We start from the raw sequence: 24208 nt of genomic DNA on the forward strand, positions 1-24208 counted from the left end.
GTCATCCATGCCCGCGATGTGTGTGCCGCACATCGCCCTGCTCCCGTCTGCCTCTCGATGAGCGGATTGAAAGCCCGCATCGAAGCGCGCCTCGCGCGCGAATGGCAACAGCGCGGCCCGCTCGCCTGGGCGCTCACACCGTTCGCCTGTCTGTTCGGCGCGATTGCCGGCGCACGACGTGCGACGTTCTCGCTTGGCTGGCGCAAAGCGGTGCGCGTCGGCGTGCCGGTCGTCGTGGTTGGCAACGTCACCGTGGGCGGAACCGGCAAGACGCCGACCGTGATCGCGCTCGTCGATGCACTGCGTGCCGCCGGCTTTGTGCCCGGTGTCGTGTCGCGCGGCTACGGCGCGAGAATCAAGGAACCGACGCAGGTCACTCCGGCGTCGCTCGCCACCGATGCCGGCGATGAACCCCTATTGATCGCCCGCCGCACCGGTGCGCCTGTGTGGGTCTGTCCCGACCGCGTCGCGGCCGCGCAGGCGCTGTGCACGGCACACCCCGACGTCGATGTGATCGTCAGCGACGACGGCCTGCAGCACTATCGTCTCGCCCGCGATGTCGAGCTGGTCGTCTTCGATCACCGGCTGGGCGGCAATGGCTTCCTGTTGCCCGCCGGTCCGCTGCGCGAGCCGTTGTCGCGCAAACGCGATGCGACGCTGATCAACAATCCGTACGAACGCGCGTTGCCGCCGTGGCCGAATACGTGGCCGCTCGTGCTCACACCCGGCGATGCATGGCATCTCGACAGTCCCGAACTGCGCCGGCCGCTCGCGCAGTTCACCGGCAACCGCGTGCTGGCCGCCGCGGGAATCGGCTCACCCGAGCGCTTCTTCGCGACGCTGCGGGCCGCCGGTCTCACACCCGCCACGCGCGCGCTGCCCGATCACTATGCGTTCAGCAGTAACCCGTTCGTCGACGCCGATGCCGACTCAATCCTGATCACCGAAAAGGATGCGGTAAAATTGGCAGCCTGGCGCGATGCGCGGATCTGGGTTGTCCCAGTCGAAGCCGCGCTCGATCATCGCCTCATCGCTCTGGTTGTGGAGAAACTCCGTGGACGCTCGCCTGCTTGAAATTCTTGTCTGCCCGATCTGCAAGGGCCCGCTCAGCTACGATCGTGCCGCGCAGGAGCTTGTTTGCCACGCCGACAAGCTCGCCTATCCGATCCGCGATGGCATCCCGGTGATGCTCGTCGACGAAGCGCGTCAGACCGTCGAAGGTACGCCGGTCGAGCCGCTTCATCCGGGCACGGGCACCTGAGCAGCAACGATCGCCGGCCGCCGATGTGAGGCTGCACTGGCCTCACATCGACAATCTCACACCCGCCTGCCGGCATAGCATTCCGCCATCCAGCCGCTGCATTCCCCACGGTTTCCGCGGCTTCCGTTTCCGGTTCTTTTTGCCGCCCTCCTCGCGATGACCCACGCTACCTCTGTGCCACCCTTCATTGCCGTCGTCCCCGCGCGACTCGCGTCGACACGTCTGCCCAACAAGCCGCTCGCGGACATCGGCGGTAAACCGATGGTCGTACGCGTGGCCGAACGCGCGCGCGAAGCGGGCGCGCAGCAGGTGCTGATCGCATCCGACGCGCAAGAAGTACTCGACGCCGCGTATGCGCACGGCATCGAAGCGGTACTCACGCGCGCCGATCATCCGTCCGGCACCGATCGTCTCGCGGAAGTCGCGACGCGGTTCGGCTGGAGCGACGACACGATCATCGTCAACGTGCAGGGCGACGAACCGCTGATCGATCCCGCACTGGTGCGCGGTGTGGCGTCGCATCTCGCCGCCAGCGATGGCTGTGCAATCGCCACGGCCGCTCATCCGATTCACGACCCCGCTGACATCTTCAGCCCCCACGTCGTCAAGGTCGTACCCGATGCGCGTGGCGTGGCGCTGTACTTCTCGCGCGCACCGATCCCGTGGGCACGCGACGCGTGGCAATCGCACTGGCCCGATCTCTCGGCCATGCCCGCACCACCCGCACCTGCTGTCGTCTACCGGCATATCGGGTTGTATGCGTATCGCGCGAAATTCCTGCGTACCTACCCGTCGCTCACACTGTCGCCGATCGAACAGGTCGAAGCGCTCGAACAGTTGCGCGCGATGTGGCACGGCGAACGGATCGCGGTGCTGATCACGCAGGACGTACCGCTGCCGGGCGTCGACACCCCGGCCGACCTGGCCCGCGTACGCGAGCTATTCGCCTCGAGCGCCGAAAAACCCATGGCATAATCGGGCGGTTGCGCGACCCATCCGGTAATCGTCGTTCGTTCGGCTTTCGTACTGCCTGCTGTACCGTGCCCCGTCTTGCAGCGCCGCCCGTTTCACACGAAACGATGCGTGCTGCGCGAGACGTGCCGTTAACGATTCGATCAAAGTTCGATAAAGGCTCGATGCCGCTGGCCCCGCAATTCACGAACAAAACGAGCAGATACGCTCAGGCTGGTCAAGCGATAAGCCGCACAGAATTCACATAGATCTGGAGATATCAAATGCGTTTGATCCTGTTGGGCGCTCCCGGTGCGGGCAAGGGAACCCAGGCCACCTTCATCAAGGAAAAATTCGGCATTCCGCAAATTTCCACCGGCGACATGTTGCGCGCCGCAGTGAAAGCCGGTTCGCCGCTCGGCGTCGAAGCGAAACGCTTCATGGACGCCGGCGAACTCGTGTCGGACGAACTCATCATCAATCTCGTCAAGGAACGTCTGCTTGCGCCGGACTGCGTGAACGGCTATCTGTTTGACGGTTTTCCGCGCACGTTGCGGCAAGCCGAAGCGATGAAAGAGGCGGGTGTCGCGATCGACTACGTGCTCGAAATCGACGTGCCGTTCGACGAGATCATCGTGCGTATGAGCGGACGTCGCTCGCATGCGGCGTCAGGCCGCACGTATCACATCAAGTTCAATCCGCCGAAAGTCGAGAACGTCGACGACATTACCGGCGAACCGCTGATCCAGCGCGAGGACGACAAGGAAGAGACCGTGCGCAAGCGGCTCGACGTGTACGTCGCGCAAACCCGCCCGCTGGTCGACTACTACAACGGCTGGGCGCAGCGCGGCACAGAGAACGGCCTGAAGGCGCCGGCGTATCGCCGGATCTCCGGGCTCGGCAGTGTCGACGACATCCGTACGCGCGTCTTCGACGCGCTGAAATAACGCGACGGCCGCGCATCGGGCGGCTGTCGCGCGTGCGCCGCCGGCTTCGTGCCCGCGGCGTTTTTTCTTTGAGGTGCTGGTGTGAGGTCACGGCAAACGTCGCTGCCGCATGCCGGCAGCAGGCCACGAGCCCCCTCATACGACTGCCCATGAGGCATATACAAAGGAGAGAGCAAGATGGAGATTCGTGACAACGTATTCCTGATCACCGGCGGTGCATCGGGTCTCGGCGCGGCAACGGCGCGCCTGTTCGCCGGACAGGGCGGCAAGGTCGTACTCGCCGATCTGAACGAAGCGGCGGGCACCGCGCTCGCCCAGGAACTCGGCGGTGTGTTCGTCAAATGCGACGTGAGCCGCGAAGACGACGCGATCCAGGCTGTCGATGCCGCGACGAAGCTCGGCACGTTGCGCGGCCTCGTCAATTGCGCGGGTGTTGCACCGGCAGTGAAGACGGTCGGCAAGGACGGTCCGCATCCGCTCGACTCGTTCTCGCGCACCATCGCGATCAACCTGATCGGCACGTTCAACACGACGCGGCTCGCGGCTGCGGCGATGTCGAAGAACGAACCGAACGCGAACGGTGAGCGCGGTGTGGTGGTGAACACGGCATCGGTGGCGGCATTCGACGGGCAGATCGGTCAGGCGGCGTATGCGGCATCGAAGGCGGGTGTGGCGGGTATGACGCTGCCGCTCGCACGCGATCTCGCGCGCAACGCGATCCGCGTGATGACGATCGCCCCGGGCATCTTCGAAACGCCGATGCTGCTCGGCATGCCGCAGGAAGTGCAGGATGCGCTCGGCGCGATGGTGCCGTTCCCTTCGCGTCTCGGCAAACCCGACGAATACGCGATGCTGGTCAAGCAGATCTTCGATAATCCGATGCTGAACGGCGAAGTGATCCGCCTCGACGGCGCGATCCGGATGCAGCCGAAGTAATCGGGCGCGTACTCGTAGCGTTGCTTTTTGGGCGCAGCGCGGCGCGGCGCGTTGCCCATCGGGGCCCCCAGGCAATAAAAAACGCCAGCGATGCATATCGCTGGCGTTTCTTTTACCGCACCCGAATAACGTGCCGTTCGCTACGCGTCAGTCGCGGTCGTTGTGCTGTTGCTGGGTACGTTGCCGCAGTTCGTGCAGTTGCGCTTCGACCACCGTCGCATCCTCCGCGTCCGGCCGATCTTCCAGGTAATGTTCGAGGTCTTCGAGTGCCGGCCGCAGATAATCGAGCCGCGCATACGCGAAGCCGCGGTCGCGCACTTCCTCGATGCTGCCTGGCAGCAAGATGACGAGCCGCTGCTGGACGGCGAGCAACCGCTGCCACCGTTCGGTCTGCAGATACGTCGACTTCAGGTTGCGCAGCATGCGCGCGACGATCTCGCGACGCGTTGCCGGTTGCAACAGCAAGCGCAGCGCCCGGCCCACCGATTCGCCCGCCTTCGCCACATAAGGCTCGAGCATGTCGACCATCTCCGACTCGCTCAGCGAATGGCCCGAGGTCGGATCGAGCATCATTTCTCCATCCGGCATCGTGATGCGCAGCAGGAAATGCCCGGGGAACGATACGCCGCGGGCCGGGATACCGACCTGCTCCGCCATCTCCAGATACAGCACCGCAAGCGAGATCGGCACACCGCGCCGACGCTTGAGCACCATGTTCAGGTGGCTGTTGTCGGGATCGTAGTAGTCGTTCAGATTGCTCGCGAAACCCAGCTCGCGAAAGAAGAACCGGTTCAGGATGCCGACGCGCTGCTTGATATCGGCATCGTCCGGCATGCGGCGTTTAAGACGGACCGCGAGTTCGTCGATTTCGGCGAGGATGCCCTGCAGATCGACGTCGGGATAAGCGTCCTGGGCCAGCGACAGCGCCGCTTCGGTCAGCGGCAGACTGTCGTCCTCCGCGACGAGTGTGCTGAAATAATCGAGAACCCGCGTCGTCGTGATCACTTCGCTCGCCTTCTGAAATACGCGTACTTGAAGCCCATGAGCCAGAGCATACCGAAATATAGCGCCGCGAACAGCACGAGGCACGCACCGAGCAGCGCGATCCGCGCGAGCGGCTCTGAGTGCAGGCCAATCCAGTCGAAATTGATCGCGAACCAGTGCATCGTCCCGGCCAGCACGAGACAGGCGCCGATCAGTTGCGCGAAGAACACCGTCCAGCCGCGCGACGGCATATAGATACCGCGGCGGCGCAGCATGAAGAACAGCAAGCCCGCGTTCATGCACGAACCGAGGCCGATGCTGAGCGTGAGGCCCGCGTGCGCGAAGATCGGCACGAAGATGTAGTTGCTGATCTGCGTCGCGATCAGCACGGCGACGGCGATTTTCACCGGCGTCTTGATGTCCTGCTTCGCATAGAAGCCAGGCGCGAGAATCTTGATGAGGATCAGCCCGATCAGCCCGACACCGTAGGCCGACAGCGCGCGGCCGACCATCACGACGGCGTTGGCGTCGAACTTGCCGTAGTGAAACAGCGTCGCGGTGAGCGGTTCGGCGAAGAAGAACAGTGCGACCGCGCTGGGCGCGGCAAGCAGGAACGTCACACGCAGGCCCCAGTCGAGCAGCGACGAATATTCGTGCGGATCGGCGTCGACGTGTGCCTTCGACAGGCTCGGTAGCAGGATCGTCCCGAGTGCGACGCCAAGCAACGCCGTGGGGAATTCCATCAGCCGGTCGGCATAGTTGATCCACGATACGGCGCCGGGCCCGATGCGCGAGGCGATGTTGGTGTTGATGATCAGGCTGATCTGCGCGACAGATACGGCGAACATCGCCGGCACCATCTTCGAGAGCACGCGCTTCACGCCGCGATGCGCGAGCGCTTTCAGCGGGTTCAGGCCGATGCGCGGTAGCATGTCGATCTTCTTCAATCCCGGCAACTGCACGAGGAATTGCAGCACGCCGCCCGCGATCACCGCCCAGGCAAGCGCGTAGACCGGTTTTTGCAGATGCGGCGCGACGAACACGGCCGCGACGATGAACGCGACGTTCAGCAGCACCGGCGCGAACGCCGGCAGCGAAAAGTTCTTGTAGGTGTTGAGCACGCCCGACGCCAGCGACGTCAGCGAAATGAACACGATGTACGGAAACATGATCCGCGTCATCGATACGGCGAGCGGGTAGGCCTGGCCGTCGGCGCGCAGACCCGACGCAACCACGAACACGACGAACGACGCGCCGAAAATACCCAGCACCGACAGGACAGCCAGCACCCAGGCCAGCACCGTCGACGTCGCGTCGACCAGCGCCTTGGTCGCGTCGTGGCCCTGCTGGTTCTTGAACTCGGCCAGAATCGGCACAAACGCCTGCGAGAACGCGCCCTCGGCGGAAATGCGGCGCAGCAGGTTGGGAATACGGAAGGCGACGTAGAACGCGTCGGTGTACTGGCTGGCGCCGAACGCACGGGCGATCAGCGTTTCGCGGGCCAGTCCGGTCACGCGCGACAGCAGCGTGAAGCCGCTGACCGTCAGCAGGGCTCGGAATAGATTCATGGGGCGCTTATTATACGGGTGCCGGGGGACCGAACGGGCGTTCGGCAGATAGAACGCTTCGGACCGGTTTGCGCTGCAGTCGTTCGACGGCACTGGATTTCCGCCGGTGCCGGGCCAGAAACGCACCGGTCGCCCCCCTTCAGGCCGGCGGCGCCCCGCCTGGGCGGGCCAACCGTTTCGTTTGCCACATGCCTGATTTTGTTGCTATAATCGCCGGTTTCGAAGCTTGCTCGACTGTCGGGCTGCTGCGCAGGCCATAAAAATTGGCCGATTTCGCGTAGACCGTCGTCGAATTTTATTTTTTGCGCCTCTGGGCAATCGCTTCCAGAGGTCGGATTAAAAGCAGCGCCCGACCACCCTTTCAGGTCAGGCTCTGGAAACAGGAACAGGATAAGGAACCGTCATGGCTAACTCCGCACAAGCACGTAAGCGCGCCCGCCAGGCCGCCAAGGCCAACTCGCACAACTCGGCGCTGCGCTCGAAGTTCCGCACCGCCATCAAGGCTGTTCGCAAGGCAATCGATGCCGGCGACAAGGCCAAGGCCGCTGAAATTTTCCAGGCATCGTCGAAGACCATCGACATCATTGCCGACAAGAAAATCGTTCACAAGAACAAGGCTGCTCGCCATAAGAGCCGCCTCGCTGCAGCCCTCAAGGGCCTGCAAGCGCCCGCAGCACAGTAATCCTGGCAGGTCCGCGACAGCGGACCGCCTCCTGTTTCCGCTGCGTCATTAAAGCCCGCTTTGGCGGGCTTTTTTGTTTGTCCGGCGGTTGAGGCGCGCAAGCGAAGCGTGTCAGCGTGCTGCTACCTGTGAGGCTGGAGTATTACGTCAAACGTAAAAAACCCGCTGAGGCGGGTTTTTTCAATGACACTTTTGCTACACGTCTAGCCGGGAGCACCCTTGCGCGTACCGTGCTCGGGCGGTAACTCACAGGCCTCCGTCACGACAAGGTCATTGTCCTTCGCAAAGTTCAGCACGAAATCGAAGGCCATCGGTTCGATGTCGCGCAAACGCGAGTCGAGGATCACGCACTTCAGATTGCCGAGCATCGTAGGACGCACGTACAGCGAGTACTGCAGTCTGGCATTCGGCCCTTTCGCACCCGGCCCGAAACATGACATCACGCCAGCGAGTCGCTCCGACCAGTCGCTCGGCCGAAACGTCTTTCCGCTGTGCGTAATGCCCTGAATGAAATACTCGGTTGGGGGTGCTTCGGCCATGTAGATTACCTGTTGACTGCCCGGCAAAGCGCCGGCTAACGCCGCTGCGTGTGTGATTGCGCGAACACGCTGCACACAGCCCGCAGTACGTGCCACCAGGTGCCGCAGGCAGCCGGAGGACGGCCGGGGCAGCGACCACGACAGCGACCGTGGAGGTGCATCGCAAGGAAAGCGTGCCGGGTGTGCGACCCGCGTTCCGACAAGCAGGGAACCCGCTGGCCGGACTTCAGAAAACCGCGCAATTATAGCGCAGCGGACCTCTTTCCGCACTGCACACAGACCGTTCCGCCCCTCCTGAATGACGTTCTGCCGCGCCCAGACGGCTCTCGCGGCCGGCTCGTCAAACGGAGCAAAATCCTTTATGCTGCATCGAGTTACCACAAACGACGGCGGCGCCGTCCGGCACTTTCGCCGGGTCAGTCCGCCGTATTTGTTTTTATGACCGCCAAGAAAATTCGTCACTATCTGCAGTTCAAGGATTTCTCGCTGGACGACTACGAGTACGTGCTCGAACGCGCACGCATCCTGAAACGCAAGTTCAAGAATTACGAGACGTATCATCCGCTGCACGACCGCACGCTCGCGATGATCTTCGAGAAGAACTCGACTCGCACGCGCCTGTCGTTCGAAGCGGGCATCTTCCAGCTCGGCGGTCACGCGGTGTTCATGAGCACGCGCGACACCCAGCTCGGGCGCGGCGAACCGATCGAAGACGCGGCCCAGGTCATCTCGCGAATGGTCGACATCATCATGATCCGCACATTCGGCCAGGACATTCTCCAGCGCTTTGCCGACAACTCGCGCGTGCCGGTCATCAACGGTCTGACCAACGAATATCACCCGTGCCAGGTGCTGGCGGACATCTTCACGTACTACGAGCATCGCGGGCCGATTCGCGGCAAGACGGTCGCGTGGGTCGGCGACGCGAACAACATGCTCTACACGTGGATCGAAGCCGCGCAGATTCTCGGCTTCAAGCTGCAACTGTCCACGCCGCCGGGCTACAAGCTCGACCACGGGCTGGTTTCCGCGGATAGCGCGCCGTTCTACAAGGAATTCGACGATCCGGACGAAGCCTGCGCGGGCGCCGACCTCGTTACCACCGATGTCTGGACCAGCATGGGTTTCGAAGCGGAAAACGAAGTCCGCAAGAAAGCCTTTGCGGACTGGTGCGTGGACGCGGACATGATGGCGCGCGCGCGCCCGGACGCGCTCTTCATGCATTGCCTGCCGGCGCACCGCGGCGAAGAAGTCAGCGCGGAAGTGATCGACGGGCCGCAAAGCGTCGTGTGGGACGAGGCGGAAAACCGCCTGCACGTGCAGAAGGCGCTGATGGAATTTCTGCTGCTCGGCAAGCTGAACCACTGAGCGATACGCGCTATTTCCGGCCTCGCAGCCAGACAGCTTTCAGGTGCAAAACGTACCTGAAAAGACCGCGAGGTCGCTTCGCACGCAGCGCATCAGAGACACACCGGCTCCATTTCAAGCTCCACGTCGAACCGGCGCAGCACATCCTCACGAATCGCACGCGCCAGCGCGAGCACCTCGGCGCCGGTCGCGCCGCCGCGATTCACCAGCACGAGCGCCTGACGCTCGTGCACGGCGGCCGCGCCAATGGCCCGGCCTTTCCAGCCGCACTGATCGATCAGCCATCCTGCCGCCAGCTTCACGCTGCCGTCGGGTTGCGGATAGGACACCAGCTCCGGCTCGCGCGCCTTCAATGCGGCAAAATGCGCGGCATCGATGACCGGGTTCTTGAAGAAGCTGCCGGCATTGCCCAGTGCGGACGGGTCGGGCAGTTTCGCGCGGCGCACCGCCACCACCGCATCGAAGATCGCTCGTGCATCCGGTGCGTCGGCCTGTTGCTGCACAGCGAGTTGTCGCGCGAGATCGGCGTAGGCGGCACGCGGCGTCCAGGCTTTCGGCAACCTGAATGTCACCGATGCGATGGCAAAACGGTCCCGCCCTTCCTGCTTGAAGAAACTGTCGCGGTACCCGAACCGGCACGCAGCAGCGTCCATTTCGACGATATCGCCGGTGGCGAGATCCACGGCGCGCAGCGAGGCGAAACGCTCGGCCATCTCGAGCCCATACGCACCGATGTTCTGGATCGGTGCCGCACCGACGGTACCCGGAATCAGCGCCAGGTTTTCGAGGCCGGGCAGCCCGTGGTCGAGCGTCCACGCGACGAACGCGTGCCAGTTCTCGCCGGCTGCGGCTTCGACGTACCATGCATCGCTGTCTTCGCGAACTACCCGGCGCCCCTGCAATGCGACGAGCAGCACCAGCCCGTCGAAATCGCTGGTCAATACCAGGTTGCTGCCACCGCCCAGCACGAGCCGGCGCAGCCCCGCCGCCCGCGGGTCGCGCACGGCCGCCGCGAACTGCGCTTCATGCTCGATCCGGCACGCGACACGCGCGCGCACATCGAAGCCGAAAGTGTTGTGCGCCCGTAGCGGGTAGCCGGTAACGAACGAGGGGGAATCAGGCTGCAGCATGGGAATACACGGGAATAACGAGGTGATCGATCGATCAGGATCGCGGAATGCTCCTGCGACATCACTGCTTATTGCGCAGCGGCCTTGGGCAAACGAGATGGCGCCGGTAAAATGACAACCGGTCCGTGATTATAGCGAGAGCGTGGTGCGCAGCCCCTGCCGCGCCGCGCACGCAGCACTATTGGGAGAAAGCAATGCCATCGTTCGACGTCGTCAGCGAAGCCAACATGATCGAAGTCAAGAACTCGATCGAGCAGTCCAACAAGGAAATCTCCACCCGTTTCGACTTCAAGGGGTCCGATGCCCGTGTCGAGCAGAAGGAACGCGAACTGACCGCGTTCGCCGACGACGAATTCAAGCTGAGCCAGGTCAAGGACGTCCTGCTGTCGAAGATGGCGAAGCGCAACGTCGACGTGCGTTTCCTCGACTACGGCAAGATCGAGAAGATCGGCGGTGACAAGGTCAAGCAGATCGTCACCGTGAAGAAAGGTGTGTCGGGCGATCTCGCGAAGAAAATCGTCAAACTCGTGAAGGACAGCAAGATCAAGGTGCAGGCGAGCATTCAGGGTGACGCGGTGCGCGTGACCGGGACGAAGCGCGACGATCTGCAAGGCGTGATCGCGATGCTGCGCAAGGATGTCACCGATACGCCGCTCGACTTCAACAACTTTCGCGACTGAGGCGGTGCGGTCAACGCGACCGTTTAGCCGGCGCAACTGATGCAGCTAGCGCGCCGGCATGGCAAACCGCGCCGTACGCCCCGGCCCATTCAGTGGCGACGCTGCTGACGCTTGTCACCGCCCGCAGCCTGGCCCGCGTCGTCTTTCTTCCCACCGAGCCGGCTTTCCTGCCCCGCCATCAGCTTCGCGATATTGCCGCGGTGACGCCAGATCAGTAGCGCGCTCATCACGACGATCGCAAGCGTGACGATACTCGGCCCAAACAGGAACCCGTCGTAAAGCGGTGCGAAGATCGCGGCCACCAGCGCCGCCAGCGACGAGTAGCGAAAGAAGAACGCGACGATCACCCACGTCAGCAGCGTGGCGAGACCCAGCACCGGGTTGATCGCGAGCAGCACGCCCGCCGCGGTCGCCACGCCCTTGCCGCCCTTGAAGCGGAAGTACAGCGGGTACAGGTGACCGAGGAACACGGCGATCGCCGCAAGCGCAACCGCGTCGTCGTCGAGGCCGTAATGCGCACCGAAGTGATCGACGAGCCAGACCGCGAGCCAGCCTTTGAACGCATCGCCGACCAGCGTCAGGATTGCCGCTGTCTTGTTGCCGCTGCGCAGCACGTTGGTCGCGCCGGGGTTCTTCGAACCGTACGAGCGCGGGTCGGCCAACCCCATCACAGCGCTGACGATCACGGCAAACGACACCGAACCGATCAGATAGGCTGCGACAGCGACGATCAGGTTTTCCATGTTGGGGCTCTTTTGTCTCTTGGTCTTAGGGGGAAGGCGCCGCCGCTGCACACGAACACGAACGCAACGGCCGCCATTCTACCGAACCGCCACTTCGCTACGCGTCCAGCGTCACCCAGCTCACTCTACGCTCGCGCACTGCACGGGCTTCGCATCGAGTAACGCGATGAGCACAGCGGGCTCGATACTGACGAGAAAACCGCGCCGCCCGCCGTTCAGCAGAACGCGTTCGAGTTCGAGTACCGTCGATTCGACATACACCGGCATCGCCTTACGCGTGCCGAACGGCGACGTACCGCCGATCAGATAACCGGAGTGCCGGTTCGCGACTTCGGGCTTGCACGGCTCGACGCGCTTCGCGCCGATCTGCCGCGCGAGGTTCTTCGTCGAGACGGTACGGTCGCCGTGCATCAGGACGATCAGCGGTTTGGCATGCTCGTCTTCCATCACCAGCGTCTTCACCACGTGATGCTCGTCGACACCGAGCTGGCGCGCCGATTCGGCGGTGCCGCCATGCTCGACATAGTCATACGGATGCTCGTCGAACGCGACACCGTGCCGGCGCAGAAACTGGGTCGCGGGCGTTTCGGAAACGTGTCTGGATTTGCTCATCGGCGCATTGTAATGGCCGTGCTGCGCAACGGCTATTTGCCCTATCCTCGATTGTGCGCGGCCGTGGCTTGTGGCACGATCGTTCGAAAATCATCGCATGGATGGACCGGTCGACCCGTCACCTAAGTCGTTCACAGGTCATCCAGACGATGCAGCAATCATCCCGCATGGCACCGGAGACAGCATTGAATATCGACTCACAGGGCGCCGCTACGCACGCCCCTCGTCCGCCCATCGACGTCCCCGCCCTGCTCGCCGCCCTGCCCGCACGCATCGCCGAGCTTCCGGCGCGCGCGGCGGCCCGGCAGCCTGAGCATCCGGCGCTGATCGAAGACGCACGCAGCCTGACCTATGCGCAATTCGCCGAAGCGATCGACGGCGTCGCTGCGATCCTGCAGGCGCTAGGCGTGCGCGGCGGCGATCGCGTGATGATCGTGGCGGAAAACAGCGTCGTGCAGGTGGTGCTGCTGTTCGCGGCGGCGAAGCTCGACGCGTGGGCGCTCGTATCGAACGCACGCCTTTCGGCCGCCGAACTCGATGCAATCCGCGCCCATGCGCAACCGCGCATCGTCGCGTATGCGATCGAAGCGTCGCCCGATGCACGGCAGCACGCGCAGCGCCACGACGCACAGGCAGCGCCCACGTTTGCTATCGACATCGGCGCGTGGTCATACGCACTCGACACAAGCGTTACCACCGAACCGGTCGAAGCCGCCAACGACCGTCAATGCGCCGCCCTCATCTACACGACCGGCACCACCGGCGCGCCGAAAGGCGTGATGCTGTCGCATCGCAACCTGCTGTTCATCGCCGGGATTTCGAGCGCGTTGCGCCGCATCGGTCCGAACGACGTCGTCTACGCCGTACTGCCGATCTCGCATGTGTACGGTCTCGCCTCGGTGTGTCTCGGCAGCCTGTTCGCGGGCACGACGCTGCGGCTCGCCTCGCGCTTTTCGCCCGAAGCGGTGCGGCGCGCGCTTGCCGAAGAACGGATTTCGATCTTCCAGGGCGTGCCCGCGATGCACGCGAAGCTACTCGAGCATCTGCAGACGCAGGGCCACGCGTGGTCGGCACCGCATCTGCGGTTTGCCTACTCGGGCGGTTCGCCGCTCGACGCGGCGCTGAAAGCGCGCGTCGAAGGCGTGTATGGCGTCACGCTGCACAACGGTTACGGCATGACGGAGAGCAGCCCGACCATCGCGCAGACGATGCTCGATGCGCCGCGCACCGATTGCTCGGTTGGACAAACGATTCCCGGCGTCGAGCTGCGCTTCGTCACGCTGGACGGCGTCGAGGCCGCGCCCGGCGAGATCGGCGAGTTGTGGGCGCGCGGCCCGAACGTGATGCTCGGCTACTACCGCAACCCGGAACAAACGCACGCCACCGTCACCAGCGACGGCTGGCTGAAGACCGGCGATCTCGCCCGCCAGGACGCAGACGGTGCGCTGCATATCGTCGGGCGCAGCAAGGAGCTGATCATCCGCTCGGGCTTCAACGTCTATCCCGCCGAAGTCGAACACGTGCTGAATGCGCACCCGGAAGTCGTGCAATCGGCGGTGGTGGGTCGGGCGGTGGAGGGCAACGAAGAAGTCGTTGCCTTCGTCGAGCTGGCGGCGGGTTCGACTGTGCTGCCCGATGTGCTGGCGCAATGGTGCAGGGAGCGGCTTGCGCCCTACAAGCAACCGGCCGAAATCCGTGTGCTTGCGGCGCTGCCAGCTGCTTCAACGGGCAAGATTCTCAAGCATAAGTTGCGCGACGTCGTGTGACGTTGCGTGACGCCTCAACCGGTCATCACCCACGCGGATGATGCGCGGCATGCAACGACTTCAGCCGCTCGCGCGCAACGTGCGTATAGATCTGCGTCGTTGAAATATCGGTGTGCCCAAGCAGCAGTTGCACGACGCGCAGATCGGCGCCGTGATTCAGCAGATGCGTCGCGAACGCGTGCCGTAACGTATGCGGCGACAGCGGCGCGTGAACGTCTGCGGTCGCGGCGTGGCGCTTGATGATGTACCAGAACTGCTGCCGCGTCATACCTTCCGCGCGCGCCGTGACGAACAGCGCATCGGCTGCGCGCGCGCCGAGCAGTTCCGGCCGCGCCTCGCGCAGATAGCGCTCGATCCAGCCATGCGCTTCCTCGCCGAACGGAATCAACCGCTCTTTCGAGCCCTTGCCCATCACGCGCACCACGCCATCGTTGAGGCCGACCTCGACGGTTTTTAGCGTAACGAGTTCGGTCACGCGCAGCCCGCTTGCGTACATCAACTCGAGCATCGTGCGATCGCGCAGGCCGAGCGGCGTATCGACATCGGGGGCACCGAGCAGCGCTTCAACCTGCGCTTCCGTGAGCGTCCCGGGAAAGCGTGGCGGCTGCTTCGCCGAACGGATGCGCAGCGTCGGATCGACAGCCGCGCGATGCTCGCGCACGGCCCACGCGTAGTAACGCCGGAACACCGACAGCCGGCGATTCGCCGAGGTCGACTTGTCTTTCTGGCGCACCACGCTGTAGGCAGTCACCTCGGGTTCGGTGACGGCGTCGAGCGACAGGTCGCGTGTACGGGCAAGCCACTCGGCAAAGAGCTTGAGATCGCGGCGGTAGGCATCGAGTGTGTTGCGCGACAGGCCGTGTTCGAGCCACAGCGCGTCGCAAAACGCATCGATCGATGCGGTGCTGGCCGTGAAGAGCGGCGACGTTGCAACGGTGTCGGAGGAAGAGGAGGCGTCGGCGGTATTCGAAGCGGCTTCGCTCATAGCGCGAGACCCATCTGCTTCATGTGGCCACCGCCTGCATACGGCACACCTTCATGGGTGAGCAGCCAGCGCTTCACCTCGCGCAGATAGCCCTCTCCATCCTGATGCGCAAAACCGCCGATCCAGTTCGACCCCACCACGCGATGACACGGAATCACGATCGGGAAATAGTTCGAGCCGCACGCCTGGCCGACCGCGCGCGGCGCGCTGCCGATTTTCCTCGCGATTTGTCCGTAGGTAAGCACGTTACCCGGCGGAATATCGCAGATCGCGTCCCACACGCGGCGCTGAAACGCGGTGCCGACGTGCGCGAGCGGTAGATCGAAAGTGGCCGACGCGCGTTCGAAGTAGCGCTCGATCTGCTCGACCGCACGCAACGCAAGGGGTGAGGTGGGGGCGATGTTGTCGACCGAAACCGGTAGATAGACGATCTCGCGCACCGTGCCGTCTTCGAGACGGACACCAACCTTGCCAAACGGTGCGTCGATTACTGCGTGGAACATCGTTGCCTCCTGCTAGCCCGGCGATATGCGACCCGGCCACGTAATAACGCCGGAAAATGCCCTTACTTTACGCTGCTTCGAGAGCCCATTGAACATGCTCGCGAACCAGCGGCGACGGATCGTCCGCGCGCCGGCGCAATGCGTCGACGATCGCGGAACGGGCAGCGCCGGCGAGCGTTGCCGCATCGGCACGTAGCGCGTTGCCCATACCGACCGCAAGATTGCGCAGCCAGCACTCGTAGCCGATGCGGCGAATCGCGCTGCCCTGCATCCGCGTATCGAAATCGCTGGCGCTCCAGTCGAACAGATCCACCAGCGACGCCCGATCGAGCCCATGCCGCACGTCGAAATCGGCGACCGGCGCAGCCTGGGCGAACTTGTTCCATGGACACACGAGCTGACAGTCGTCGCACCCGTACACACGATTGCCGATCAGCGGCCGCAGATCTTCTGGAATACTGCCTTTCAGTTCGATCGTCAGATACGAGATGCAGCGCCGCGCATCCACCTTGTAGGGCTCGACGATCGCGCCGGTCGGACATGCGTCAATACACCGCGTGCAGCTTCCGCAATGAGCGCCGGCGGTTTCGGGCGCACTATCGGGATCGATCGATGCGTCGGTAGGTAACGGCAGATCGACATAGATCTCGCCGAGAAAGAACAGCGAACCGGCGTCGCGCTGCAGTAGCAGCGTGTGCTTGCCGCGCCAGCCGATCCCCGCGTTCTGCGCGAACGCTACTTCGAGCACCGGCGCCGAATCGGTGAAAACGCGATAGCCGTAGGCGCCGATTTCCGCTTCGATGCGCTCCGCGAGCTGCTGCAATCGCTGGCGCATCACCTTGTGATAATCGCGGCCGCGTGCATAAATCGACACGACCGCCGCGGACGGATCGGCGAGCCGCGCCATTTCGTCCGCACGCCAGTCGGGCGCGTCTGAAGCGACTAGCGGATCGCTTTCGGCTTCCTTTCCAGCATGCGCTCCCGTCAGTGTCAGCGCGGGCAAATAGGCGATTCTGGCCGTGATCACGCGTCGCGTGCCGGCCACAAGCTCGGCCGGCCGCGCGCGTTTCATCCCATGTTTGGCCATATAATCCATCTCGCCGTGGTAGCCCGCCTCGAGCCACGCAGCGAGTCCCGACTCGGCATCGGGCAGTTCGGCATCGCTGATACCGAGCGCACCGAAACCCAGTTCGCGGCCCCATGTCTTGATGCGCAGGGCGAGCGCTGTCAGCGCCGCTTCATCGAAACGACGCATGGCACGCGCATCGTCATCGGACGCAGGCGTGTCTGCAACGGGGTACTGCGGACTTCGGTTCATCACGCCATTTTACGAGAATGCCCGACCAGCCCGATCGCCTTCTTCAATTGCCCGCTAACGCCCTGCTCGAGCGCCACTTCGCGCTCGTGGACGAAGCCGCCACCATTGCGTTCGGTGTGCGCTTCGCGGACGCGATCGAAACCGTGCGTACTGCGCTGCCTTCATCAGGCGGTCAGCCCACGTTCCAGGGGCTGCAGGTGCAGCTCATCGGCGATCTCGGCGCGGGCAAAACCACCCTCGTGCGCGCGACCTTGCGCGGCCTCGGCCACACCGGCCGCGTGCGCAGCCCGACCTACACGCTCGTCGAACCGTATGCGGTCGAACGTCCCGATGGGGAACTTGAGCTGTATCACTTCGATCTGTATCGATTCACCGATCCGGCCGAATGGGCCGATGCCGGCTTTCGCGAGTACTTCGATTCCGGGGCGATCTGCCTCGTCGAATGGCCGCAACAGGCGGGCGGTCTGCTAGGCACACCGGATCTTGTCTTCTCGCTTGAAGTCGTGGGCGACGGGCGCCTGCTCGTCGCCCACGCATACAGCGAACCAGGAAAAGCATGTCTCGAAAGATGTTGATCAAACCGTTTCATTCGATCGAAGCCGCCGCCACCGCGACGCATAACTGGCGGCGCAGGCAGATCCTGCGCGCCGGCGCATCGACGCTGATACTCGGCCTCGTCGCGCCGCGCCTCGCGCATGCCAGTTCGGTACTTGGCGTGCGCGTATGGCCCGCGCGCGACTACACCCGCGTGACGATCGAATCCGATCAGCCGCTGCAAACCACACAGCAGACGCTGCAGTCGCCCGACCGGCTGGTGGTGGACCTGACCGGCCTCGATCTCGATCAGGCGCTACGCGACCTGGTCTCGAAGATCACACCGAACGATCCGCAGATCGAGGCCGTGCGCGTCGGGCAGTATCAGCCGCATGTCGTGCGGATGGTGTTCGACCTGAAGGGATCGGTGAAACCGCAGGTGTTCACGCTGCAACCGATCGGCGCCTACAAGTACCGGCTGGTGTTCGATCTGTATCCCGCCGTTGCGCCCGACCCGTTGATGGATCTGCTCGCGCAGTCCGAGCACAAGCAACAGCAGCTCAACGACAACAACAGCGCGCCGCCCGCGACACTGAGCGGCCCAGCCACGCCGCCCACCGGGACCGACAACAGCGATGCGTTCTTCCAGCGCTACGCGCAGAACAACCCGCCCGCGGGCGACACCGTGCGTCCGCCGACGCGCGTCACGCCGACGCCCACTACACCGACGCGTCCGCCCGGCAAGCCGCCGGTGGCACCGCCCACGGCCATCGCGCGCAACGACAATAGCGACGACAGCCGCGATGACAACGGCAGCGGTGACGACAGCTACAAGTTCACGGCGCCGAAGTCCGGCAACGGCAGCACGTTGCGCCTGCTGACCGTCGCGATCGATCCTGGTCACGGCGGCGAGGACCCGGGCGCGATCGGCGGTGGTGGCACGTACGAAAAACACATCGCGCTCGACATCGCGAAGAAACTGCGCGCAAAGATCGATGCGCAACCGAACATGCGCTCGATGATGACGCGCGACGCCGATTTCTTCGTGCCGCTCAACGTGCGCGTGCAGAAAGCGCGGCGCGTCGGTGCGGACCTGTTCGTGTCGATCCACGCCGATGCGTTCACGACGCCGCAGGCCAGCGGATCGTCGGTGTTCGCGCTGTCGGATCACGGCGCGTCGAGCGCCGCGGCGCGCTGGATGGCGAACAAGGAGAACTCGTCGGATCAGATCGGCGGGATCAACGTGAAGACCGCCGACGCGAGCGTCAACCGCGCGCTCTTCGACATGTCGACCACGGCGCAGATCCGCGATTCGATGCGCTACGGCAACTTCGTGCTGAACGAGATCGGCGACATCAACAAGCTGCACAAGGGCTCGGTCGAACAGGCCGGCTTCGCCGTGCTGAAAGCGCCCGACATCCCGTCGATCCTCGTCGAGACCGCGTTCATCAGCAACCCCGACGAGGAACGGCGCCTCAACGACGACGCCTATCGCGACAAGATGGCGAACGCAATCCTGAAGGGCATCAAGCGCTATTTCGCAGCGAATCCGCCGCTGGCGAAAAACCGCATGGCATAGCCGTGCATGGGCGTGCCTGGACGTGCCTCGATGATGACGACACGTCGCGGGCAGTAGAATGGGCGATCGTCCCCTTCTTCCCCGAGCGCGCCATGTCCTCCTCGATCAAAGCGGTCCTCAAACCTCATTTGCGCGACATCGGCAATCTCGCCGTGCGGCGTGTGCTGCCGGCGATGGCAGCGCGCCTGGTCGGCCCGTTCATCTTCTTCGATCACATGGGGCCGGCCACGCTCGCGGCCGGCGTCGGTCTCGACGTGCGCCCCCATCCGCACATCGGTCTCGCGACGGTCACCTATCTGTTCGACGGCGCGATCATGCATCGCGACAGTCTCGGCACGGAGCAAAAGATTGTTCCCGGCGACGTCAACTGGATGACGGCCGGCCGCGGCATCGTTCATTCGGAGCGCACGCCGCCGGTGGAACGCGCAGCCGGCACGACCATCCACGGCATCCAGACCTGGGTCGCGCTACCGCTCGCCGACGAAGACGTCGAGCCGTCGTTCGAACATCACCCAGCCGCAACGCTGCCGCAGATCGAGCGTAACGGCGTCACGCTGCGTGTCATCGCGGGCACGGCGTTCGGACACACGGCGCCGGCCAGAACGTTTTCGGGCACGCTCTACGTCGCCGCGCATTTCACACCGGGCAGCGCATTTGCACTCGAACCGGAGCATGACGAGCGCGGCGTGTACCTCGTGGAAGGCGATCTCGCGATCGACGGTACGCCGCTCGAACCCGGCCAGATGGCGGTGCTCGTGCCGGGCGAAACCGTCACGCTCGCGAGCACCGGCGGGGCGACGGTGATGCTGGCGGGCGGCGAGAAGCTCGAAGGCGAGCGTTTTATCGAATGGAATTTCGTCGCGAGTTCGCGCGAGAAAATCGAACGCGCGAAAACAGCCTGGACGGATCAGCAGATGGGCAAGGTACCTGGCGAGACCGAATGGATTCCGTTGCCGGAGCGCAAGCCGGCCTGAGCCGGTTGCATAATCAAACTACATAGGCACGCCGCACGAGCGTGCCATCTGGGCATCAAGCATTGAATTCAGCGCTTTCGCCCCTATCTGCACGCGATAGTCACACCGATGAGGATGCAATGAACACCACTCTGGCCACTTTCGAAAAAGACGTGATCGCAGCGTCGACGCTGGCCCCCGTGCTGGTCGACTTCTGGGCGCCGTGGTGCGGCCCGTGCAAGACACTCGGACCGATGCTGGAAAAGCTCGAAACGGAGTACGAAGGCAAATGGCGGCTCGTCAAGGTCAACGTCGACGAGAACCAGGAACTCGCCGCGCACTTTGGCGTGCGCAGCATCCCGCATGTCGTTGCATTCGCGGACGGCCAGGCGGTCGACCAGTTCGTCGGCGTGCTGCCGGAAAGCCAGTTGCGCGAATTCCTCGACCGACTCGTGCCGGACGGCGCGGATGCCGCGCGGCAAAATGCGCAGGCCGCGCTCGCCGAAGGCCGGCGCGAAGATGCGTACGACGCGCTGAAGGCCGCCCTCGCCCTCGATCCCGGTTATGAAGACGCGCGGCTCGATCTGATCGAATTGCTACTCGACGACAATCGTTTCGACGAAGCGCGCAACGAAGTGGACCTGCTGTCGCCGAAAACGACCCAGGGCATCGACGCGCGCTACAACGCGATCAAGACCCGGCTCGACGCGCTCGACGCCGCCGCCGATCTCCCGCCCACCGACGCCCTCGAAGCCCGCGTCGCCGGCAACCCCGCCGACCTCGAAGCGCGCTTCGACCTGGCAAGCGCACTGATCGCACGACGCAACTACGCGGGCGCGCTCGAACATCTGCTCGAAATCGTCCGGCGCGACCGTGCGTTCCGTGACGACATTGGCCGCAAGACGATGCTATCGGTGTTTGATCTTGCCGCTCACCAGCCAGAGCTGGTCGCGCAATGGCGGCGCAAGCTTAGCGCGGCGCTGTTCTAATCGCGGCGCGCGGGCGAGGGATCTGTGCACGCCGATAACTGGCTTGCGCTGGCCGCCAGAAAGGCCGAGCGCGAGGATTGCAGTGCGGGGAACAGGCTCTAGCCCGCGCGTTGCGCAAGCGCCCGCAGCACGTGCGCAGCCGCGGCAAAACCGAAGCTCGCGGTCACGCACACGCTCGATCCAAAGCCCGCGCAGTTGAGTCCCACCGGCCCGCTCGTGGTCATCGGTTCGTCCGGATCGTTCTGTTCATCCAGTTGATCGACGCTGGGCCCGGCCGCTTCCGGATAGATCAGCGGTTCGTCTGAATACACCGCGCTCACCTTGAACTTCGCCTTCGGTCCGCGCGGAAAGCGGTGTTGCTTGCGCAATTGCCCGCGCACCTTCGACAGCAGCGGGTCCTGGATGGTCAGTGCGAGATCGTCGATGCGGATGCGCGTCGGATCGAGCTGACCACCCGCGCCGCCCACCGTGATGAGCGGCTGCCCCTGTTCGACGCACCACGCGATCAGCGCAGTCTTCGTACGCACACTGTCGATCGCATCGATCACATAGTCGAAGCCGCCGCCAAGTAGCGCCGGAAAGTTGCCCGCCTCCACGAAGTCCTCGACGACCCGCACCTTGCACGCGGGGTCGATCAACGCAATGCGTTCGGCCATCGCATCGACCTTCGGCTTGCCGTAGTTACCATCGAGCGCGTGGATCTGCCGGTTCGTATTGCTTTCCGCGACGTTGTCGAGATCGATCAGCGTCAGCGTGCCGATCGCACTGCGCGCGAGCGCCTCGGCCGCCCACGACCCCACCCCGCCGATCCCGATCACCGCCACATGCGCACGCTCGAACGCGGCGAGCGCCGCTGCGCCGTACAGCCGCGCGACGCCACCGAAGCGCCGTGCACGGTCGGCGTCCGCCGTGGTTTCAATGGCGGCGATGCTGGGAGTAACATCGGATGAGGCGTTCGCGTGAGGCGTGGACATGATCGGAGGCTCGTCGGGAAACAGGCTGCAGGCTGGGCAGCCTGGGGCAGGCGGTGCCCGAAGCCCGTATTTTGCCCGATCGGGCCGAGTCGGGTGGCGGCAGGCGCCCGCCGGTATTCCATATGGGCTGTGGGGCTGCACACAGAAAATTCGTTCCTTAGCTATACTGGCCCCACTGTAGTGCTCGCATAAGAAAATGACCTCACTCGCCGAACTTCGCAAAAATTATTCGCTCGGTTCGCTGGACGAAGCCGACGTCGATCGCGATCCGATCCAGCAGTTCAACGCGTGGTTTGCCCAGGCCCAGGACGCACAGATTCCCGAACCTAACGCGATGACGCTCGCCACCGTCAATCCGCTCGGCCGGCCATCGGCGCGTATCGTACTGATCAAGGGCGTCGACGCGCGCGGCTTCGTGTTCTTCACCAACTATGAAAGCCGCAAAGGCCGCGAACTCGCGAACAACGCCTACGCGAGCCTGCTGTTTCATTGGGTCGAACTCGAACGACAGGTGCGCGTAGAAGGCACTATCGTTAAGACTGACGCAGAAGAAAGCGACACCTATTACGCATCGCGCCCGCTCGGTTCGCGAATCGGCGCATGGGCATCGGATCAAAGTCAGGTAATTGAAAGCCGTGCGCAACTCGAAGCGCGCGAACGGGAAATCAGTGCGCAGTATGGCGACCATCCGCCACGCCCGCCGCATTGGGGCGGCTATCGCCTCGTTCCCGACTCGATCGAATTCTGGCAAGGCAGGCCGTCGCGGCTGCACGACCGTCTGCGCTACACGCGGGACACAACCGATGGTGCCGGCGGCAGCTGGCGCATCGCTCGCCTCGCGCCTTGATGCAGCGGATAAAGCCAGCGAAACACGGCAGCACAGGTAGCCGGTTTCGCTGAACGGATCGCGTGTGCGGGTGCACGGCGAATCAGCAGGCTTTGCTTTGAATTTCATTGGACACGGAGAAATCACATGTTCTGGGAGAAGAAGCTGGCGCAGTGGGTAGAAGACGTAAAGAGCACGGCCAACCTGCCCGCACGGCTCGTGCTGTGGGACGGCCAGCAACATGACTTCGGGCAGTTCGCCACGCCCCAGGTCACGCTGCACGTGAAGAGCGCAACCGCGCTGCCATATCTGCTCGAACCGAGCCTCGACAATCTGGGCGAGGCGTACGTGAAGGGCAAGATCGACATCGAAGGCAAGCTGTCGGACATCATCAACATCGGCTATTCGCTTGCGCGCAGTACGGTCACGAGCGCGGGCAAGCTGGCGCGCGTGCGACGCTACTTCAATCACTCGAAGTCGTCGGACAAGAAGGCGATCCAGTATCACTACGACGTCTCGAACGAGTTCTACAAGCTGTGGCTCGACGAGAACATGGTGTACTCGTGCGCGTACTTCGAGAACGGCGATGAAGACCTTGCCACCGCGCAGATCAAGAAGATCGACCACATCCTGACGAAGATCCAGTTGCAACCGGGTCAGCGCCTGCTCGATATCGGTTGCGGCTGGGGGGCGCTCGTGCTGCGCGCGGCGCAGAAGTTCGGCGCGCAATGCGTCGGCGTCACGCTGTCGCAGAACCAGTTCGATCTCGCTACCGCGCGTGTGAAGGCGGCAGGACTCGAGGGCAAGATCGAAATCCGGTTGCAGGATTACCGCGACGTTCCCGGGCAGTTCGACCGGATCACGAGCGTCGGCATGTTCGAGCACGTTGGGCGCAAGAATCTGCCGGGCTATTTCCAGAAGATTCACGACCTGCTCGTCGATGACGGTATCGCGATGAATCACGGCATCACGTCGTCGGATTCGGACAGTGGCGAAACGGCGCTTGGCGGCGGCGAGTTCATCGATCGTTATGTGTTCCCGGACGGCGAGTTGCCGCACATCAGTCTCGCGCTCGAATCGATGCAGCGCGGCGGGCTCGAAGCGGTTGACGTCGAGAGTCTGCGCCGTCACTATGCGCACACGCTCGACATCTGGGCGGACAACTTCGAAACGCATGCGGAAGAAGCGAAGAAGCTCGTCGACGACGAGAAGTTTCGCATCTGGCGCGTGTACCTGGCAGGCTGCGCCTACGCGTTCGAAAACGACGACGTGTCGATCTACCAGGTGGTGTGCCGCAAGTCCGGACGCAGCGCGAAAACGCTGCCGTGGTCGCGGCGCTATATGTACGACAAACCGCTGTAAACCCGTTGCGCCGCAGCC

Annotated in this window: 25 protein-coding genes; 15 read left to right on the top strand and 10 right to left on the bottom strand. The window is 63.8% G+C overall.

Annotated elements, in window-relative coordinates; all coding sequences use genetic code 11:
- Positions 1-57 precede the first annotated feature (57 nt).
- The 5 genes from lpxK (at position 58) to BWP39_RS06350 (ending at position 4095) form a co-directional block, all read left to right on the top strand.
- Positions 58-1074, top strand: a complete 1017-nt coding sequence (gene lpxK / locus BWP39_RS06330) for a tetraacyldisaccharide 4'-kinase (RefSeq protein WP_096717878.1) — start codon at positions 58-60, stop codon at positions 1072-1074.
- Positions 1055-1261, top strand: a complete 207-nt coding sequence (locus BWP39_RS06335) for a Trm112 family protein (RefSeq protein WP_096717880.1) — start codon at positions 1055-1057, stop codon at positions 1259-1261. The genes lpxK and BWP39_RS06335 overlap by 20 nt, the downstream gene beginning before the upstream one ends.
- Before the next feature lie 156 nt (positions 1262-1417).
- A complete protein-coding gene (gene kdsB / locus BWP39_RS06340) occupies positions 1418-2236 on the top strand; it encodes a 3-deoxy-manno-octulosonate cytidylyltransferase (RefSeq protein WP_096717882.1) in 819 nt (272 codons plus the stop codon).
- Positions 2237-2496: 260 nt separating this feature from the next.
- Positions 2497-3159: an adenylate kinase gene (gene adk / locus BWP39_RS06345; protein ID WP_096717884.1), complete on the top strand. Its 663-nt coding sequence runs from the start codon at positions 2497-2499 to the stop codon at positions 3157-3159.
- A gap of 177 nt (positions 3160-3336) precedes the next feature.
- The gene (locus BWP39_RS06350) at positions 3337-4095 is read left to right on the top strand and encodes a 3-hydroxyacyl-CoA dehydrogenase (protein ID WP_096717886.1); all 759 of its coding nucleotides are present in this window, start codon (positions 3337-3339) and stop codon (positions 4093-4095) included.
- A gap of 147 nt (positions 4096-4242) precedes the next feature.
- Here BWP39_RS06350 and BWP39_RS06355 read toward each other — a convergent pair whose 3' ends face one another.
- Both BWP39_RS06355 and murJ read right to left on the bottom strand, forming a co-directional pair.
- On the bottom strand, positions 4243-5100 hold the full coding sequence (locus BWP39_RS06355) for a SirB1 family protein (RefSeq protein WP_096717888.1): 858 nt from the start codon (positions 5098-5100) through the stop codon (positions 4243-4245).
- Positions 5097-6647 carry a murein biosynthesis integral membrane protein MurJ gene (gene murJ, locus BWP39_RS06360; RefSeq protein ID WP_096717890.1) on the bottom strand — a complete coding sequence of 517 codons (1551 nt, stop codon included), beginning with the start codon at positions 6645-6647 and terminating at the stop codon, positions 5097-5099. The genes BWP39_RS06355 and murJ overlap by 4 nt, the downstream gene beginning before the upstream one ends.
- Positions 6648-7050: 403 nt before the next feature.
- Between murJ and rpsT the strand changes: the two genes are divergently transcribed.
- A complete protein-coding gene (gene rpsT / locus BWP39_RS06365; RefSeq protein WP_096717892.1) occupies positions 7051-7329 on the top strand; it encodes a 30S ribosomal protein S20 in 279 nt (92 codons plus the stop codon).
- A 203-nt stretch (positions 7330-7532) separates the two neighbouring features.
- On the opposite strand, the gene BWP39_RS06370 is transcribed toward rpsT, so the two are convergent.
- Complete coding sequence (locus BWP39_RS06370) at positions 7533-7868, bottom strand: DUF3579 domain-containing protein (RefSeq protein ID WP_096717894.1); 336 nt, start codon at positions 7866-7868, stop codon at positions 7533-7535.
- 438 nt (positions 7869-8306) lie between these two features.
- On the opposite strand from BWP39_RS06370, the gene argF reads away from it, so the two are divergent.
- Positions 8307-9236 (top strand): ornithine carbamoyltransferase, encoded by a 930-nt coding sequence (gene argF / locus BWP39_RS06375; protein WP_091011198.1) that lies wholly within the window; start codon positions 8307-8309, stop codon positions 9234-9236.
- Between the two features lie 92 nt (positions 9237-9328).
- Here argF and murB read toward each other — a convergent pair whose 3' ends face one another.
- Positions 9329-10366: a UDP-N-acetylmuramate dehydrogenase gene (murB, locus tag BWP39_RS06380; protein WP_096717896.1), complete on the bottom strand. Its 1038-nt coding sequence runs from the start codon at positions 10364-10366 to the stop codon at positions 9329-9331.
- Between the two features lie 194 nt (positions 10367-10560).
- Between murB and BWP39_RS06385 the strand changes: the two genes are divergently transcribed.
- A complete protein-coding gene (locus BWP39_RS06385; RefSeq protein ID WP_096717898.1) occupies positions 10561-11046 on the top strand; it encodes a YajQ family cyclic di-GMP-binding protein in 486 nt (161 codons plus the stop codon).
- Between the two features lie 89 nt (positions 11047-11135).
- Here the strand turns inward: BWP39_RS06385 and plsY are convergent, their stop codons facing one another.
- Entirely contained in the window at positions 11136-11789 is a 654-nt protein-coding gene (gene plsY / locus BWP39_RS06390) for a glycerol-3-phosphate 1-O-acyltransferase PlsY (protein WP_096717900.1), read from the bottom strand.
- Positions 11790-11909: 120 nt separating this feature from the next.
- The gene (gene ybaK, locus BWP39_RS06395; protein WP_096717902.1) at positions 11910-12401 is read right to left on the bottom strand and encodes a Cys-tRNA(Pro) deacylase; all 492 of its coding nucleotides are present in this window, start codon (positions 12399-12401) and stop codon (positions 11910-11912) included.
- 185 nt (positions 12402-12586) lie between these two features.
- Here ybaK and BWP39_RS06400 point away from each other — a divergent pair, with 185 nt between their 5' ends.
- Positions 12587-14167 (top strand): class I adenylate-forming enzyme family protein, encoded by a 1581-nt coding sequence (locus tag BWP39_RS06400; RefSeq protein WP_235851378.1) that lies wholly within the window; start codon positions 12587-12589, stop codon positions 14165-14167.
- Positions 14168-14192: 25 nt separating this feature from the next.
- Here the strand turns inward: BWP39_RS06400 and xerD are convergent, their stop codons facing one another.
- The 3 genes from xerD to queG all read right to left on the bottom strand — a co-directional run bounded on the left by xerD (position 14193) and on the right by queG (position 16973).
- A complete protein-coding gene (gene xerD, locus BWP39_RS06405) occupies positions 14193-15152 on the bottom strand; it encodes a site-specific tyrosine recombinase XerD (protein WP_096717907.1) in 960 nt (319 codons plus the stop codon).
- The gene (locus BWP39_RS06410) at positions 15149-15655 is read right to left on the bottom strand and encodes a methylated-DNA--[protein]-cysteine S-methyltransferase (RefSeq protein ID WP_096717909.1); all 507 of its coding nucleotides are present in this window, start codon (positions 15653-15655) and stop codon (positions 15149-15151) included. The genes xerD and BWP39_RS06410 overlap by 4 nt, the downstream gene beginning before the upstream one ends.
- Before the next feature lie 67 nt (positions 15656-15722).
- Positions 15723-16973: a tRNA epoxyqueuosine(34) reductase QueG gene (gene queG / locus BWP39_RS06415; RefSeq protein ID WP_096717911.1), complete on the bottom strand. Its 1251-nt coding sequence runs from the start codon at positions 16971-16973 to the stop codon at positions 15723-15725.
- A gap of 17 nt (positions 16974-16990) precedes the next feature.
- Here queG and tsaE point away from each other — a divergent pair, with 17 nt between their 5' ends.
- The 4 genes from tsaE to trxA all read left to right on the top strand — a co-directional run bounded on the left by tsaE (position 16991) and on the right by trxA (position 21028).
- Positions 16991-17548 carry a tRNA (adenosine(37)-N6)-threonylcarbamoyltransferase complex ATPase subunit type 1 TsaE gene (tsaE, locus tag BWP39_RS06420; protein ID WP_096717913.1) on the top strand — a complete coding sequence of 186 codons (558 nt, stop codon included), beginning with the start codon at positions 16991-16993 and terminating at the stop codon, positions 17546-17548.
- Positions 17530-19086: an N-acetylmuramoyl-L-alanine amidase gene (locus tag BWP39_RS06425; RefSeq protein ID WP_096717915.1), complete on the top strand. Its 1557-nt coding sequence runs from the start codon at positions 17530-17532 to the stop codon at positions 19084-19086. Before tsaE ends, BWP39_RS06425 begins: the two co-directional genes overlap by 19 nt.
- A 92-nt stretch (positions 19087-19178) precedes the next feature.
- Positions 19179-20060 (top strand): pirin family protein, encoded by an 882-nt coding sequence (locus BWP39_RS06430; protein ID WP_096717918.1) that lies wholly within the window; start codon positions 19179-19181, stop codon positions 20058-20060.
- A 119-nt stretch (positions 20061-20179) separates the two neighbouring features.
- Positions 20180-21028, top strand: a complete 849-nt coding sequence (trxA, locus tag BWP39_RS06435) for a thioredoxin (RefSeq protein ID WP_096717920.1) — start codon at positions 20180-20182, stop codon at positions 21026-21028.
- 98 nt (positions 21029-21126) lie between these two features.
- Here the strand turns inward: trxA and tcdA are convergent, their stop codons facing one another.
- Positions 21127-22002: a tRNA cyclic N6-threonylcarbamoyladenosine(37) synthase TcdA gene (tcdA, locus tag BWP39_RS06440; protein ID WP_096717922.1), complete on the bottom strand. Its 876-nt coding sequence runs from the start codon at positions 22000-22002 to the stop codon at positions 21127-21129.
- 196 nt (positions 22003-22198) lie between these two features.
- On the opposite strand from tcdA, the gene pdxH reads away from it, so the two are divergent.
- On the top strand, positions 22199-22849 hold the full coding sequence (gene pdxH, locus BWP39_RS06445; RefSeq protein ID WP_096717924.1) for a pyridoxamine 5'-phosphate oxidase: 651 nt from the start codon (positions 22199-22201) through the stop codon (positions 22847-22849).
- Positions 22850-22975: 126 nt separating this feature from the next.
- Positions 22976-24190 (top strand): SAM-dependent methyltransferase, encoded by a 1215-nt coding sequence (locus BWP39_RS06450; protein ID WP_096717926.1) that lies wholly within the window; start codon positions 22976-22978, stop codon positions 24188-24190.
- Positions 24191-24208: the final 18 nt, after the last annotated feature.

The sequence above is a fragment of the Paraburkholderia acidicola genome, from assembly GCF_002362315.1.
Lineage (GTDB): Bacteria > Pseudomonadota > Gammaproteobacteria > Burkholderiales > Burkholderiaceae > Paraburkholderia > Paraburkholderia acidicola.

Excerpts from the sequence above, each read along its gene's own strand:
- tcdA (WP_096717922.1), bottom strand. The coding sequence starts at position 22,002 with ATGTCCACGCCTCACGCGAACGCCTCATCCGATGTTACTCCCAGCATC.
- BWP39_RS06430 (WP_096717918.1), top strand. The coding sequence starts at position 19,179 with ATGTCCTCCTCGATCAAAGCGGTCCTCAAACCTCATTTGCGCGACATC.
- adk (WP_096717884.1), top strand. The coding sequence starts at position 2,497 with ATGCGTTTGATCCTGTTGGGCGCTCCCGGTGCGGGCAAGGGAACCCAG.
- rpsT (WP_096717892.1), top strand. The coding sequence starts at position 7,051 with ATGGCTAACTCCGCACAAGCACGTAAGCGCGCCCGCCAGGCCGCCAAG.
- lpxK (WP_096717878.1), top strand. The coding sequence starts at position 58 with ATGAGCGGATTGAAAGCCCGCATCGAAGCGCGCCTCGCGCGCGAATGG.
- BWP39_RS06425 (WP_096717915.1), top strand. The coding sequence starts at position 17,530 with ATGTCTCGAAAGATGTTGATCAAACCGTTTCATTCGATCGAAGCCGCC.
- BWP39_RS06450 (WP_096717926.1), top strand. The coding sequence starts at position 22,976 with ATGTTCTGGGAGAAGAAGCTGGCGCAGTGGGTAGAAGACGTAAAGAGC.
- tsaE (WP_096717913.1), top strand. The coding sequence starts at position 16,991 with ATGCCCGACCAGCCCGATCGCCTTCTTCAATTGCCCGCTAACGCCCTG.
- ybaK (WP_096717902.1), bottom strand. The coding sequence starts at position 12,401 with ATGAGCAAATCCAGACACGTTTCCGAAACGCCCGCGACCCAGTTTCTG.
- argF (WP_091011198.1), top strand. The coding sequence starts at position 8,307 with ATGACCGCCAAGAAAATTCGTCACTATCTGCAGTTCAAGGATTTCTCG.
- kdsB (WP_096717882.1), top strand. The coding sequence starts at position 1,418 with ATGACCCACGCTACCTCTGTGCCACCCTTCATTGCCGTCGTCCCCGCG.
- pdxH (WP_096717924.1), top strand. The coding sequence starts at position 22,199 with ATGACCTCACTCGCCGAACTTCGCAAAAATTATTCGCTCGGTTCGCTG.
- BWP39_RS06350 (WP_096717886.1), top strand. The coding sequence starts at position 3,337 with ATGGAGATTCGTGACAACGTATTCCTGATCACCGGCGGTGCATCGGGT.
- xerD (WP_096717907.1), bottom strand. The coding sequence starts at position 15,152 with ATGAGCGAAGCCGCTTCGAATACCGCCGACGCCTCCTCTTCCTCCGAC.
- plsY (WP_096717900.1), bottom strand. The coding sequence starts at position 11,789 with ATGGAAAACCTGATCGTCGCTGTCGCAGCCTATCTGATCGGTTCGGTG.
- murB (WP_096717896.1), bottom strand. The coding sequence starts at position 10,366 with ATGCTGCAGCCTGATTCCCCCTCGTTCGTTACCGGCTACCCGCTACGG.
- BWP39_RS06385 (WP_096717898.1), top strand. The coding sequence starts at position 10,561 with ATGCCATCGTTCGACGTCGTCAGCGAAGCCAACATGATCGAAGTCAAG.
- BWP39_RS06410 (WP_096717909.1), bottom strand. The coding sequence starts at position 15,655 with ATGTTCCACGCAGTAATCGACGCACCGTTTGGCAAGGTTGGTGTCCGT.
- murJ (WP_096717890.1), bottom strand. The coding sequence starts at position 6,647 with ATGAATCTATTCCGAGCCCTGCTGACGGTCAGCGGCTTCACGCTGCTG.
- BWP39_RS06370 (WP_096717894.1), bottom strand. The coding sequence starts at position 7,868 with ATGGCCGAAGCACCCCCAACCGAGTATTTCATTCAGGGCATTACGCAC.
- trxA (WP_096717920.1), top strand. The coding sequence starts at position 20,180 with ATGAACACCACTCTGGCCACTTTCGAAAAAGACGTGATCGCAGCGTCG.
- queG (WP_096717911.1), bottom strand. The coding sequence starts at position 16,973 with ATGAACCGAAGTCCGCAGTACCCCGTTGCAGACACGCCTGCGTCCGAT.